Raw genomic sequence first — 13849 nt, 5'->3', positions numbered from 1 at the left:
CGCTCGTCTTCGGTCGCCATCAGCGCTCCCCCCCGTCTGCAACTGCGTCCCCGCCTTGCTCCTCATTGCCAAGGATACCTGGGGGCCGCTGTTCGCTCCGTTCACGATTGAAGAGCGCTTTCCCGGATTCACCGTCGAATGCGTGGACGTGATCAGGGGGGAACTGGACCCGTACCGTGTCGCCGCCGGTGACGAGTTGGTTGCCCGACACCGACACACTGAGTTCGATGCCGTCTTTTTCGAGGTGCAGGAGGTTTTCGCTTCCCATTGGCTCAACGACGCTGACCGCGATCTCAATCGTTCGTGAATCGTGGTCATCGGTGAGCGTCACGTCCTCGGGCCTGATCCCGAGCGTCACCGTATCGCCGGTGATCCCCTCCTCGACGGCCTCTCGTTGCTCGTCGGTGAGCGGATATTCGAACGCACCCACGTCGATCGCGTCGCCAGTGAAACGTCCCCCTACCTGGTTCATCGAAGGACTGCCGATGAACCCAGCGACGAACCGGTTGGCCGGTTCGTAGTAACACTCCAGTGGCGTTCCGATCTGTTGGAGTTCGCCGCCGTCGAGCACGGCGATGCGGTCGCCCATCGTCATGGCTTCGGTCTGGTCGTGGGTCACGTACACAGTTGCAGTACCGAGTTCCTGATGGAGCTCCTGGAGTTCGGTTCGCATCTGCGTCCGGAGCTTCGCGTCGAGGTTCGACAGTGGCTCGTCCATCAGAAAAAGTGCCGGGTCACGGACGATCGCACGCCCGAGCGCGACCCGTTGTTGTTGCCCTCCCGAGAGTGCTCCCGGCTTCCGATCCAGCAGATCGGAGATCGAGAGCATCTCCGCGGTCTGGTCGACGCGGTCCGTGATCTCTCTTTCCGAGAGGTCGGTCGTCATCTTCAGCCCGAAGGACATGTTCCCGCGAACTGTGCGTTGGGGATAGAGGGCATAATTCTGAAAGACCATCGCGATGTCCCGATCCTTGGGTTTGACGTCGTTGACGACGCGATCGCTGATGCGGATCTCTCCCTCCGAGACGGTTTCGAGCCCGGCGATGAGCCGCAAGGTAGTACTCTTGCCACACCCTGAAGGTCCGACGAGCACGAGGAACTCCCCGTCTTCGATATCGAGTGAGATATCGTCGACCGCGACGACAGTGTCGCCGCCGTCTCCGAAGCGTTTCGTTACGTGTGCGAGTTGTGCGTTTGCCATTGGTGTTAGTTTGATTCGAGAACGTTGTTGTTGACGAGTCGTTCAGCCGATTTCAGCGCGCTGTCAGGCGATTTAACGCCGGCGAGAGCGCCCTCGACTTCCGACATGATCGTGTTGTGGAGCCGCTCGTGGTGCAACCCGAACCGGAAGGGTTTCCCGCCGTCGGTAAAGGACGCGAGCTTGCGGAGGATCGGCTGGTCGTTGTAATATGGTCTGTCGAGCAACGATTGACGTGAAGGGAGTGCGATATTGGTCTTTGACCAGTCCCACATCCCCTGCTTGCTCGTAAGTGCTTTGACGAGTTGAGCCGCCGCCTGCTTGTTTGTTGGCGTTGCCGAGGCCGCCCAGGCGACCGTGAGTAGAGTAGTGGCCTGCTGGCCACCCTGTGGGGTCGGTGTCGGATCGAACATATCGATTGACTCGAACGTCTTCGTGTACTCTTCTTCGAAGGTCGGGATACACCACGCTCCCGCCATTCCGGCCGTCGAGAGCTCCTCGCCCATGGACGGCGCGGTCCACGTGGCACTGATCTCGTTGCTGTATCTTCCCCCGAGCCCGTCGTCGTGGAGACCGACGAGGAACTCTAAAGCCTCGACCGCCTCGGTCGAACCGACAACGCACCGTGTTCCGGCCTCGTTGAGCACCGCCCCACCGTTCTGTAGGATGAGCGGGTACAGCGTGTTCCCTGGCTGGTCGGAAAACCCGAGCGGGTACTCGACGTCGGTCTTTCGTTTGATGGCCTCGAACGCCGATCGCAGGTCATCCCAGGTCTTCGGTAACCCGACGCCAGCCTGCTTCAGGTGGGCGGCGTTGTAGTACATCCCAATGGAAGTGAAGTCTTTCGGAATACCATACGTCTTCCCGTTGTGCTGAAACGCCGAAATCAGGTTGTCCAGCAGGTCGTCGACCGCGTAGTTTGGGTCGTCTTCGAGGTAGGGAGTGAGATCCAGTACTGCGTCGCTCTCCATGTACTGGGGCGCTCGCTCCGTAGCCATGTAGAACACGTCCGGTTCGGTGTCACCCGCGTACCGTGTCTTCAGCGTCTGGCTGTACTGATCGTTGGGAATGCTCTGGTACGCGACGTTTACGTTCTGGTGGCCCTGGTCGTAGTTGTCGAGAATTCTTTCGACAATCTCCCGTTCGACCCCTTCGCCCCAGCTGGAAACGGTGAGCGTCGGAGGCCCGACGGTGTTAGACTGGCCAAATACGCCCGCTGAACAGCCAGCGAGGGCACTCGCAATGCCCGTGCCGGTCACCGCGGTGAATTGCCGCCTGCTGATCCGTCTACCGTCGCTCATTGACCTGGGCACGCTCTAGTGCGCAACAAAGACGCTGATTCATAATTTCTCGAATACTTTCTGTTTCCCCACTCTGCTCCCCTCTCGGTGAGCCGATAGCGAGAACCGAGGAGGTTACTGCCACCAATTAGCATGATTCATGACCGATTGAATGTGATATAAAATAAAACTTCGGAAAGAAGACAATCTTAAAGAATTTAGTTGAGTTTAAGCGAGTGACCTCCCCCGAGTATAGGAACGAGTACAGCGTATGCCACACCGTGTTCACCGACTCATGTTGCTACTAAACGAGTTCCGTCAGCCGCACACGATACCGATCATCTTCTCCCTCCAAATATTCCAGGGAATGGACGGTCGAGCACCGCTACGACATCTCTACTCAGAGTAGCAAAAGCAGAGACAAATCTCTGCTCGCTCGGATCTATTAAAACAGTCACGTATCTCATGGGTAATTTCTCGTACGGATGGGCGTCGATACGCGGAATTCTGCTTGTCGGTAAATCATTATTCTGCGAAGAAGCTCGGTCTCTATCCTCCGATTACCATCTCTTAGAAAGACAAACAACGTTAATTACTTAAAAACTGCCGAAGAACTTCGGCATCATCTTCTTGCTCTTTCCAGATTTCTTTGTGTCTACAAGAGAGCTAACCATAATGAATGAAACTGTTCATTATCTCTACACAGGCACGGTTGACGCTGTGCAAACCAGATCAGCTTTGATAAGAGATGACAAGGAAACGATTGATGACTGACCTCTTCCGCGACAAGATGGCAAACAGCGCGAGAAGGGTCTCTCACACACTACTACGGTGGCCAGCGTGGGCCGCATATGCAGCCAGCGCTTGGTCGTTGATATACGGCGCGCTCGGAATATACTGGACGTTCGGTGGTAGTGGATTTCCATTCGGGGCTGCGAACGATCCGGAAGGGGCTGCGTTGTCTATCCTTGCGGGTGTACAGGTCGAGACTGCTGCGCCAGTGATCGCTGCGATGGGGCTGGTCGGTGCGGTGGTGGGTCTTGCGATGGCCTGGACGTGGGGGCGCGGATTCTCGCGGACAGTGCTGCTCGGCATCGCGTGGAGTTTCGCTGCCGTGCTATTGCTGGTGGTGCCGGATGCCCGCGGACTCCTCGTCACGGCCCTCGTACCGATTGTGCTGATCGGCGCGCCCTTCGGCTGGCCGTCAGAGAACTTCTTCGACGCCATACCCTGGCCCGTGATGAACCAGTTCGTCCTCACTGGCGGTGGGTTCTTGTGGGTTGCAGCGGCCGTCGCCTACCAGCGTCGGAGCAGAAACGCTTGTATGAATTGCGGCCGCAGCGACACTGACACCGGTTGGACGACGCCAGCCGCGGCGGCCCGGTGGGGAAGATGGGCTACCGCCGTCGCAGCCATTGTGCCCCTCGTGTATGCCACAACACGTTTAGCGTGGGAACTGGGCATCCCGTTAGGTATCTCCGAGGAAATCCTTCGCACGGGCCAGGCCGGTGGGGGGCTCTGGTCAGGGGTAGCACTTAGCACGGTAGCTGTTGGCGGCGCGATTTTCACACTTGGACTCATCCAGCCATGGGGCGAGATCTTCCCCCGCTGGCTCCCACTTTTGGGTGGAAAGCGGGTTTCCATTTGGTTGGCCGTCGTTCCTGCCTCGTTGGTCTCCGTTTTAGTGGCTATGGCCGGCCTAATGTTCGTACGCAAAACGGTGCTCGGTAATTCCTTCTTCACGCTTACTGATGGCTGGGCAGCCATTGGGCCGGTACTGTTGTGGCCTATCTGGGGAGTTGCACTCGGGGCGGCAACGCTCGCGTACTACTACCGCAGACGCGGCCGGTGTCGGCACTGCGGGCTGGGTAGGACGATAACGGGAGGAAACTGATCTCAGGGCCTGTTGGATAGGGACATTTACCAAGACATCGAATGCCACGGGATCGACGACAGAATCGAGGCACAGTGGCCTCACTAAAACCATTTGCTGCTGCAGATCATTCTCTTTAGCATGAGATTTGTGACAATACTTCTCACGCCAACGGAGTCTGCATTTGATCCTACCGTGCAAGCGTTTGTCGACGATTCGGCAGTGAAACGGCGAGCACTGGATCACATACGGATGCTCGACGACGGAACCGGTGTGCTTCTCGTCCAATTTGACGGAGAGCGCGAGCGAGCGGAAGCCCTATTGGATGCTCATTCTGATGTTCTGGCGTATGATCTCTCCGAGGTGGATAACAGCCTCTATGCGTACGTTCACCAGAAATGGAGCGAGACTGCTACAACGTTCCATTCCATTGTGCAGACACACGGACTCGTCGTCGATACTCCGATAACATATACCGAAGACGACGACCTACGGGTAACGCTGCTGGGAGAGCAACAGACGATTCAGACGGTGCTCACAGAGATACCCGAGACTTTCGACTTCACTGTCGAAGCCATCGGTGAGTATAATCCATCAACGACATATCTGTTCGAACAATTGACCGAACGCCAACAGGAGGCGGTAACGGTTGCACTCAAACTAGGCTACTTTCGAGATCCACGAACAGCCACATACAAAGATATCGGCAAAGAACTCGGATGTAGGCCTGAAACGGTGGGCGAACACCTCCGAAAAGCACAGGCGACGATATTTGCTGAACTCGTCCCGTGAACTATCTCACGAGAGTAGTCCTCACTCGGTGTTAGAGACTCTATTATTCGGCCTCAACTCGCTATACGAGTTGACTCTCCGTATATAGCTTACCCCATATATGGTGGAGCATCCTGATTCCCGCTGCTGCCTTAGTCACAAATGCCTATGAGCACAATTGAAACAGCCATCCTCGTCGTACAAGGACTACTTGGACTCATCATGCTGGGTTCTGGTGGCGTGAAGTTCCTCCGTACTGACTTCCATACAACGCAATTCAATCAATTCAGGTACCCACAGTGGTTCCTCGTTGTGACTGGAGGTGTCGAAGTTATCGGCGGTCTCGGGCTACTCGTTGGGCTCGTGTTTGCACCTATACTCGGTGTTTTCGGTGGCCTCTTGATCGCCGTGACAATGATCGGGGCCATCTTGACACACCTCGTCCGGGTCGACGATCCACCTTCGGCATCTGTCCCAGCAGCGATCTTCCTCGTAGCCGGACTCGTCGTCACGATTCCCAGGTTACTCGCATTATAGCACGAGAGCACGGGCACCTGCGAGATGGTGGTTGACCGCAGCCTCACTACATTGCATATTGATATTTTTACTGACGTATTTCATATAGTACTTGGTAAAAAGAACGGTGCCCTCGGGCGTATGGAAACGCGCCGGGTGCTGGTACACCCAGCACATGTCATTCCAACCTGGAAAGATCATGAGTTCGAAACCGGTCGCTATCAATTCTCGAAAACGATTTCAAAACTGCATGAACCCTCAATCTATACTCCATTGCCCGAGTTTAAAGCCCGAATTCCTCTCTCGTCCATGTTAACAATATCAAAGACAACTATTACAAGCCGAATTCTTGGCATTTCCACAGCTACCAGAAAAACCGGTTGAAATCTCTTTTCGGACAAAACGACCGCTATAGTTGCCTTATCCGAAGAACTGCTCAGATCAGTGAACGCTTAAATCTTGATCCGCTTTAACCTCTTCACTTGCCCATTTCATGCTAAGTGTAATGCTTTCTTCGACACCCGACTCCATCAATGAAGAATCCGAGTCAACAATTATACCGAAATTCAATGTTTCTGGCGGATTGACGGTTGCACTGTCATTCCCTGCTATAATCGTGACTTTCTGGTTCCGTTCGTTCGTTGCTGTCGAAGTAGATGTTGTCGTTTCGGTATTCGGCTCCGAAGAAGGAGAGTGTGAGGATTCAGTGCGCTCGCGGTTAACCTCAGCACTATCGGAGTCAGTTGTCTCCAATTTATTAGCGATATCTCGCAGGTATGCTGCTACTTCTGCTCTGTTCTTCTCAAATTCGACATCAAGTTCTGGCATACATCTCTTACGTCAACATTAAGTATAGTACTATAGGTCGCTTCGTTTCTCACATCGAGTTCCATATATTTGCATACTTCTTACGATAATGATCTGGCGACGGTCGCTCAATCCCAAGTGTCTCCGCTACCACCTAGCAGAAACAGCCGGAAACACGACTCACAGATCGTTGTAAGAATATCCTTAGTTTTAATTCGAGTCATCCTCTCCTTCGCCAAGAATAAGTACATTTTCGACGAGAATTCAATGCCCACGCCGTAAGCATTCGGAGATGGACTGGTGGGAGATATCTAATTCCTCGGCGAGAACCGTCACACCGGCTTTCCGTGGAAGAACACGACGGTTGGAAATGGCCCCGACTCGTCTGGACAATATAACCGCGTTGCGAGGGAGCCGTCAGGCCCGGGAATCGTTCGATCGACTGTCGCGCCTACTGGCGGTGGATTACGATTCTACAGCTTCGCGATTGGGTGACCAAGCGAAAGAGGCGAAGGCCACGGTTGCTATGCGGGAGTGGCTGGTACTGCTGTCGTTTGAGAGTGGTTTTCGCCTGAGGATGAATGTCGTCGGCTTCCACCACTGGCAATTCGGTCACTCGACAGTAAATCCGGGATACATTTCATCTTTCAGTTATTTTCGCTCCCGTCATTACCTGAGATACGAAGTTTACCACTGAGACAGATTCCGTATAGGCCGACGAACCTGGAGATACGGTAATAATGGCTTTCATCTGTTCTATTCCGAAAGTAACAATAACAGAATGTTTATCGCTCTGAGTAAGCTACTGTGAGTCATGGTAGCATTAGACCGAGTCTTTGGCCTACTCAGTGAAGAACGGCGACGGTACACATTATATTATCTTGAACAACAAACGAGACCGGTTTCCATTGATGAGGTTGCCGAGCAAGTCGCAGAGTGGGAATCGAATCCTGGAACCGTATCTATTCCCGAGGAAAAATTCGATCGAATCGAAGTTGATCTCCGTCATAACCACCTGCCAAAAGCATCTGGCGCGGAGTATATCAGGTATGATCCCGAAGTAGAGGAGATTGAGGTAACGGGAACTCCCCCGGAAGTGAGCGCCATTATCTCCGTCGCCAAGGCCATCGAACGTCCTGAACGGTATCCGTGATTTTCCCACCCTAACAGGCGGAGCTTCCAGTTTCGACGACGCATTATACAAACATAATCGACTCATCCATCGGTGACTAGTTTGGTTACCTCTCGTCGAAATCGCAGACAATCTGACTTCGTTTACCCGAATCACGGCATTGATGCGCGGATAGCCGCTTAATATCGAGCGTATCTGCCACACATTCAGCGGTCACAGCGGGCAACTCCGACTCACCTCTTGCACTGAGAATATCATCATCAGTCGTAACCTCTGCAAACTGGCCGCAAGTATTGCGCTCTCTCGTCTGTCATCGTAGACGGTAGTTCATTATCATTCTGAGTCTGAGAATGGATTTCAGTCGGGCATATTCGGGTATCCTTGGTAAACATCGAACTATTCCTGTGGGATTGATATTATTCGGTGTACGTTGGTTTTTCACGAAGACTACACTGATACCGGCCCGAAACGAACGATTCGCACACCATTTCCATACGGCTTTCCTCCCTTTCGCGACTGTCTGCAGAGAGAACTCTCTGAGAGATATTGCTCGGTCAAACTTTCCCTTCGTGGGGAAATCAACATCGAACAGGGGGTCTTCTACTCCACCTTCGCGTGCACCTCGCCATCTTGCCAGACTGTAACGGTCGCCCCTTTAACCGTGAACTCCACTGACGTAACGGTATTCCCTTCCTTGCTGAAGAGATCGTCAAGGGAGTCGGGGTCGATGTAATCATACAGTGTCCACTCTCCCGAGTCTAAGTCAATTCCGTCATGTTGTTCGAGAGCTTTGATGACGATTTCATGGACTGGTGTTATACCCCCATCGGAACGTCTTTCGGGTCTAGTTGACACCCACATAGTCATACACTACTGGGAGGACTCTTGTGGTGGATATAATAATTATATGGCTAGCACGGTCACGAGATGAAATGTCAAAACTTCTACTTGTCGGGTGGGTCCGTCGCTCATCTCGCGATCCGTGGTGGCAGAGTCAGCTTCAATCTCCACAACTAGTTCTTCACTTCGGTGGTTGTCAATGCCTCCTCATCAAGTTTATCTTTAAAGATGTTATCTTATTCTTCCTTGGGAATCCACCAGATAACCACTTGCGGACTCAATTTCTCCCGTTCCAACTCACTCTGGGCATGAAGCTCTTCGAGGTGCTGATGAACTGGCAACCGCTTTATCTCAACCGTATCCGCAACCCACCGAGCGGTCATAGCCTGAAACTTGGACTCACGAATCTCCCGCAGAATATCGCCATCAGTGATCCGACTTACTGGTCCTTTTTCAACTATTCCGCCACTGGTCTTTTGTAGTATTATCCCGTCTGGGCGCTTGTATGGTCGATTTGATTGTCAAAGCGGCAGTGAAAGAACAGCTTGAAGGACACAATGTGGCGAGTGACTTCTACGATGCACTCGATGACGAAGTCGCATCAGTCCTCGAAAACGCCGCCCGCCGGGCTGACGAAAATGATCGCAAAACCGTCCAACCGCGCGACTTGTAGCTACTCATCGCCTTAACGTAGCATCAACCTGTTTTTAGTTCGTCGCTACACAGAACTCATTTCTCTAGGAACCGCTATCCCGTTCGAAGTCATATCACCCGACGAGCCTCGGTCTTCTTCGTTCGAATTTCGTTTGTCATGATGCACTCGCGAGCACAATCCCATCTGGTGGTGAACTTCACATGTGTGAATTCAGCCATTTGACTTGAACTGCTCGCCGGTAATATTTCAAAGACGACCTCGAGGTGCTCGACCCCAACAAAGACGGCACCAAGAACTGATTTTCTGCGAAGTGAGAGAGGGACACGGAAGATATCTGGTTCTGTTGAAATCCTTAACAGATGATACGAATCGCGCGCTGAATACAGAGGATGGACTCAGCAGATGAGCATTGTTAGTTTTTGATAGCCAAGACAAAAAAGCCGTTAAGTAGATGTGCGAACTTATCGAAGAGTTTGCGGATATGAAAGGCTGAGACTGGTGCGGTTCCGCTACTCTGCCAGTTGCTTCGTCTCGATCTGCAGGTCGAAGTCACTCGATTGGCGATCCTTATACTTGGTTCCTCCTGAAAGGATTGGCTCGACTTTCGAGTATCTCGTCGTATTGTTCATCTATTGAACGTACGTTGAGAAGACCTGTTTCTCGATACTTCGGAGGTGTTTGCCAACGGTGCTTGCAGTAATCCCGATGTCATCAGCAATTTGCTGTAATGACGTCTGTCTGGGATTTTGATAATATCCCAGTTGAATCGCTATCTTTAGAACTTCGTGCTGTCGTTCAGTCAATTCTGAGAAAACGTGTTTTGGGTGGGACTGGTACGGGCTCATCGAGACAAGTTCCATTTCAATACCATCAGGCGGCGTGGATGGAGCGTTCGCAAAGGCTTCTGCACGACCAACCATCGTGATTTGATATCCTCCATCGTCGGTTATCGGAATCGGAAATTCGACGATGAACTCCTCGGTTCGTTGGCGCTCGACAAGTAGCTCAATCAAAGGAGACATCTCGACGCGACAGTAACAGTACCCCGAGTTGTCGCCGGAAATCGAGTATTCGTGGACTGATTGTGTCTCCGTCATGATCTCTCGGTATCGATCGAGATCCCCCCTGATTTCAATCAACATCACAATCGTGCCGTCATCTAGTGACTCAATAGCGTGGAGTGCTTCGCGCGTAATCCGCTCGTCGTCGGCTAATCATTTGCCAAGAGGGTGGATCATCCCGCCCGCCGCCCGCATATTGACAGTTACAGATCGCATTACTTAGAGTCAAAGCATGAATGGATATAAAAAGCCGGCTTAGATGTGGCAGTTTACGTTGATAGGTGCGGGTAGTGTATCTCTATCTATGGACGGTACGAGGGACCCACCGACTCCCAATGGTGTACCATTGCTTGGAAACGGTCTTGCATTTTCGCGCGACCCCTTCGGTGCAATGAGGGAGTGGGCGAAGAAAGGGAATGTCGTTCGGTTGAATTTCCCGGGGCAGTCTTTGTGGATGGTGACTGAACCGGAACTCATCGAATACGTGCTGATGCAGAACAAAGAGGTATTCACCATTGGTCGTCAGCAACGGGAGACGTTTAACGGAATTGAGGACCAGGCTGTGACAGCGAATTCAGGCGATCGTTGGAAGCGGCTTCGGAACGGCCTCCAGCCAGCATTCGCGTGGGAGAATATTCAGAGATATGGCTCACAGATGGCTGAACGAACTGTAAATCACGTTGATCGGTGGGAGGCGGACGACCGAATCGACGTGTTGCACGAAATGCGGCTTCTGACGCTTCGAATCCTTGGCGATACGTTACTAGGTATCGATATCGAAGGCGATGAGGAAATAGTACGGAATGCTGCGGATGCGTTCCTCGATCAAACGGATCCCCGTCGGTTCGGGCGGCTCCTCCCGAAATGGGTACCCACACCCACACAACGGCGCATTAATCATGCCGTCGAGGACTTAGATGCGTATATTGCGGGTGTGATCGCCGACCGCTCTCCCGGTGATGATGTCGGTTCGGTCCTGTTGGAGGCTCACGAGCGAGGTGACCTTACGATGGCAGAGGTTCGGGATAATATGACGGCGTTACTGCTAGCAGGACACGATACGTCGGCAGTGGCGCTTACCTATGCCTGGTATGAACTAAGTCGTCATCCCGAGATTCGGGAATCGCTTGCCGAGGAGACTGAAAACGTAATCAGGAATGGGAGTCTTAGCGGTGACGACTTTGATGCGCTTGAACGGACACGAAATGTGATCAAGGAAACGCTCCGATTGTATCCACCGACGTGGGGTGTCAACCGAGAGGCGATTGAAACGGTCACACTTGGCGGCTATGAGCTTCCTGCAGGAACACAGGTGATGATGCCACAGTGGGTAGTTCACCGTGATGACCGCTTCTGGGAGCAGCCAGAGACGTTCGACCCGTCACGATGGAAGCGCGAATCGAATCGTCCAGAGTACGCATACTTTCCCTTTAGTGGAGGGCCACGTCACTGTATCGGGATGCGGTTTGCCCGCCTGGAACTGGTTGTGTCCTTAGCGACGATGGTACACCACGTTGACTTAGATGTCTCCGTCACAGAGCCGCTGACGTTTGCTCCTAAAATCTCCTTACAACCTGAAGCAGATATCGGTGCAATAGTACATAAATCATGACATTTCATTCCCTCACTTATTGAATTCCGAAGAACGAACTAATGATTTACCGTACTCCCCCACCAGAATTATTTAATTTTTGCCATTAAAATAGTTATTTATCGACTACTCATTCTTGCGCTCACGATTGGAATCACGTGGGTGCTTGTTGGTAATATAAATGAAGCACTCAACATCGGCATTGCAATTAGCGCAGTCAAGACAATTATCTACTACGTATACGAAAGAGCCTGGATCACATCACTCTCGGCATGCCGTCGTAGGAAAGGAAGCAAATCCGGGCAGAAAGGTAAGGTGAATCGCTTCATCTCGAGAAGAGACCAGTCACTAACTCATTATACAATAAATGATTTAAATAAATTCTGCACAAAATAAAAACGACTACCTGTTACATTTGGGCGCGCTTGACGAGACGCTTCAGATTAAGGTGCCCTGCCCCATGGTAAGTCTTACCGCCAGGCGCATCACTCGCGGTCGCCTGGATGAGAGTTTCGACCTCTTCGACACTGGCGTCCGGTCGAAGCGAACGGACTAATGCGACGGCACCTGTAACCTGCGGCGCAGCCATTGAAGTTCCTGCTTTCCACCCATAGCCTGCAACAGTGTTTCCGCTCTCGTCAGTCTCGTAGATAGTTGAGTAAACGAGATCCCGTTCCGCTCCCTTGACACCGCCATCGAGCGCTTCGAGGTCGGCGTTTCCGCCAGCAGCGCTGACATCGACTGCATTCCCGTAGTTCGTGTAGAATGCGGGTTCGGTTGTTGGCTCTTCCAGCCGATTGCCCGTGAGCCATTTCTCCTCGTTGTCGCTATGTTTGCCATCCCACCCACAGCCGATTGGACCAGTTGCAGAAACACCAAAGATCCCCTCAACCTCAGTCGGGAGACTCAGCAACTTCTCTTTGCTCATGTCAATCGAGTCGTTGCCTGCAGAATTCACGAAGACCATGCCCTTCGCACGGACATACTTCGTAAGTCGGTGATAGATTTCCTTAATATCGAGAAGTTCGGGATGTTCCTCAACATTGTAGTTGATGTAGCCGACGCTGAAATTCGCAGCGTCACACCCCTTATCTGCGGCGGCAGCAAGCGCCGCAACGGTATCCCCAGTCGTTGCGCCTTCCTCTTCAACGCCGGAAAACACTCGATGTGAAATGATTTCGGTTTTCGGCGCGGTGCCAAGAACGCCACCGTCAGGCCCGCTGTTGCTATTTGTTGCCGCAATAATTCCAGCAACGTGCGTGCCATGGTCGCCTGCTCCGTTCGGCCGCCAATCGTATTGGTCCGTAGTGAAATTCTCCGATAATTCGTCGTTAACCACTCCGGTGAGGTCAGGATGAGCGTCATAGACGCCAGTATCGACAACAGCCACGCGAGTTCCTGCTCCTTTCGTTGTATCGTGAATGAATTTCCCACCGCCGGGTTTATCAGTTAGATCATCCACATCCTGGACACGTTTGTCCCACTGATATTCGCTATTTTTAGGTGGACCATCGTGGTTGTGACTTCGACCCTTCCCATCGACTGTCGGCCCGTTACGTTCGACTATTGGACCGGAGGTGTCTTGGTAAACAGTGATATCCGGGGTTGTTGCTGCTGCGTCGCCGACCGAACTTGCGTCGCCGCGGGCGGCTAATAGGTCGATTTGGGAGATATCGTGAATGATTTTGACGTCACTTGGCACCTCAGAACGCGATATCTCGCGTAGATCGATGAGAAATCGTGAATCCTTTTTTGTTTTTCCTGCTGTAGTGTTTGTTCCTACAATGCTCACACCGAAAGTTGTACCCACTAGTTTGAGGAATTTCCTCCGACTATTTTTTATCATAGCCTTCGTCATATAGAAATCTAATACAATAAATGTTAGCATTAAGGAAAATAGATTCTTACTTTTCCTTCTATATAAATTTCTCTATTTATTTTAACTTTTACATAATATTGGTGGCGAAACATAATCTCACTGGATATCGCTTAACAGACCACTTGGTATAATCAACGTGATTAACAAGAGCCACGAGAACCCCGCTGAGCATCAATACGTGGTCTCCGTTGACCGACGTGACCACCCGAGCTCTTCCGCAATTTCGCTCGTCACAAAGAGATTAAT

General features: G+C 52.2%; 16 protein-coding genes and 1 pseudogene. 9 read left to right on the top strand and 8 right to left on the bottom strand.

Annotated features, from left to right (window positions below; translation table 11 throughout):
- Positions 1–19: 19 nt before the first annotated feature.
- Together LIX15_RS22775 and LIX15_RS22770 are read right to left on the bottom strand one after the other, a co-directional pair.
- A complete protein-coding gene (locus tag LIX15_RS22775) occupies positions 20–1201 on the bottom strand; it encodes an ABC transporter ATP-binding protein (protein ID WP_227777087.1) in 1182 nt (393 codons plus the stop codon).
- 5 nt (positions 1202–1206) lie between these two features.
- Positions 1207–2499 carry an ABC transporter substrate-binding protein gene (locus tag LIX15_RS22770; RefSeq protein WP_227777086.1) on the bottom strand — a complete coding sequence of 431 codons (1293 nt, stop codon included), beginning with the start codon at positions 2497–2499 and terminating at the stop codon, positions 1207–1209.
- A 727-nt stretch (positions 2500–3226) separates the two neighbouring features.
- Between LIX15_RS22770 and LIX15_RS22765 the strand changes: the two genes are divergently transcribed.
- From LIX15_RS22765 to LIX15_RS22750, 4 genes are all read left to right on the top strand, one after another.
- Entirely contained in the window at positions 3227–4372 is a 1146-nt protein-coding gene (locus LIX15_RS22765; protein WP_227777085.1) for a hypothetical protein, read from the top strand.
- A 120-nt stretch (positions 4373–4492) separates the two neighbouring features.
- Entirely contained in the window at positions 4493–5143 is a 651-nt protein-coding gene (locus LIX15_RS22760; protein WP_227777084.1) for a helix-turn-helix domain-containing protein, read from the top strand.
- A gap of 147 nt (positions 5144–5290) precedes the next feature.
- Positions 5291–5659, top strand: coding sequence for a DoxX family protein (locus LIX15_RS22755; protein WP_227777083.1), 369 nt, complete (start codon positions 5291–5293; stop codon positions 5657–5659).
- 24 nt (positions 5660–5683) lie between these two features.
- On the top strand, positions 5684–6022 hold the full coding sequence (locus tag LIX15_RS22750; RefSeq protein ID WP_227777082.1) for a hypothetical protein: 339 nt from the start codon (positions 5684–5686) through the stop codon (positions 6020–6022).
- Between the two features lie 57 nt (positions 6023–6079).
- Here the strand turns inward: LIX15_RS22750 and LIX15_RS22745 are convergent, their stop codons facing one another.
- Both LIX15_RS22745 and LIX15_RS22740 read right to left on the bottom strand, forming a co-directional pair.
- A complete protein-coding gene (locus tag LIX15_RS22745) occupies positions 6080–6466 on the bottom strand; it encodes a hypothetical protein (protein WP_227777081.1) in 387 nt (128 codons plus the stop codon).
- 243 nt (positions 6467–6709) lie between these two features.
- Positions 6710–6781 carry a hypothetical protein gene (locus LIX15_RS22740; protein WP_227777536.1) on the bottom strand — a complete coding sequence of 24 codons (72 nt, stop codon included), beginning with the start codon at positions 6779–6781 and terminating at the stop codon, positions 6710–6712.
- A gap of 478 nt (positions 6782–7259) precedes the next feature.
- On the opposite strand from LIX15_RS22740, the gene LIX15_RS22730 reads away from it, so the two are divergent.
- Positions 7260–7598 (top strand): DUF7344 domain-containing protein, encoded by a 339-nt coding sequence (locus tag LIX15_RS22730; RefSeq protein ID WP_227777080.1) that lies wholly within the window; start codon positions 7260–7262, stop codon positions 7596–7598.
- A 579-nt stretch (positions 7599–8177) separates the two neighbouring features.
- Here LIX15_RS22730 and LIX15_RS22725 read toward each other — a convergent pair.
- Positions 8178–8444, bottom strand: a complete 267-nt coding sequence (locus tag LIX15_RS22725; RefSeq protein ID WP_227777079.1) for a HalOD1 output domain-containing protein — start codon at positions 8442–8444, stop codon at positions 8178–8180.
- A gap of 281 nt (positions 8445–8725) precedes the next feature.
- Between LIX15_RS22725 and LIX15_RS22720 the strand changes: the two genes are divergently transcribed.
- Together LIX15_RS22720 and LIX15_RS22715 are read left to right on the top strand one after the other, a co-directional pair.
- Positions 8726–8899 (top strand): hypothetical protein, encoded by a 174-nt coding sequence (locus LIX15_RS22720; protein WP_227777078.1) that lies wholly within the window; start codon positions 8726–8728, stop codon positions 8897–8899.
- A gap of 23 nt (positions 8900–8922) precedes the next feature.
- Entirely contained in the window at positions 8923–9090 is a 168-nt protein-coding gene (locus LIX15_RS22715) for a DUF1931 domain-containing protein (RefSeq protein WP_227777077.1), read from the top strand.
- Positions 9091–9701: 611 nt separating this feature from the next.
- On the opposite strand, the gene LIX15_RS33760 is transcribed toward LIX15_RS22715, so the two are convergent.
- Together LIX15_RS33760 and LIX15_RS33755 are read right to left on the bottom strand one after the other, a co-directional pair.
- A complete protein-coding gene (locus LIX15_RS33760; protein WP_425556807.1) occupies positions 9702–9917 on the bottom strand; it encodes a helix-turn-helix domain-containing protein in 216 nt (71 codons plus the stop codon).
- Positions 9918–10274: pseudogene (locus LIX15_RS33755) on the bottom strand (hypothetical protein); the annotation flags it as partial.
- Between the two features lie 163 nt (positions 10275–10437).
- Here LIX15_RS33755 and LIX15_RS22705 point away from each other — a divergent pair.
- Together LIX15_RS22705 and LIX15_RS22700 are read left to right on the top strand one after the other, a co-directional pair.
- On the top strand, positions 10438–11745 hold the full coding sequence (locus LIX15_RS22705; RefSeq protein WP_227777075.1) for a cytochrome P450: 1308 nt from the start codon (positions 10438–10440) through the stop codon (positions 11743–11745).
- A gap of 141 nt (positions 11746–11886) precedes the next feature.
- Positions 11887–12120 carry a DUF2061 domain-containing protein gene (locus LIX15_RS22700; protein ID WP_265338431.1) on the top strand — a complete coding sequence of 78 codons (234 nt, stop codon included), beginning with the start codon at positions 11887–11889 and terminating at the stop codon, positions 12118–12120.
- Positions 12121–12133: 13 nt separating this feature from the next.
- On the opposite strand, the gene LIX15_RS22695 is transcribed toward LIX15_RS22700, so the two are convergent.
- Positions 12134–13570: a S8 family peptidase gene (locus tag LIX15_RS22695; RefSeq protein ID WP_227777074.1), complete on the bottom strand. Its 1437-nt coding sequence runs from the start codon at positions 13568–13570 to the stop codon at positions 12134–12136.
- Between the last annotated feature and the right edge of the window lie 279 nt (positions 13571–13849).

This window comes from Haladaptatus pallidirubidus (genome assembly GCF_020700235.1).
Taxonomy (GTDB): Archaea; Halobacteriota; Halobacteria; order Halobacteriales; family Haladaptataceae; genus Haladaptatus; species Haladaptatus pallidirubidus.
Note: the sequence above shows the minus strand (reverse complement) of the source record. Positions and strands in the feature narration are given on the sequence as shown.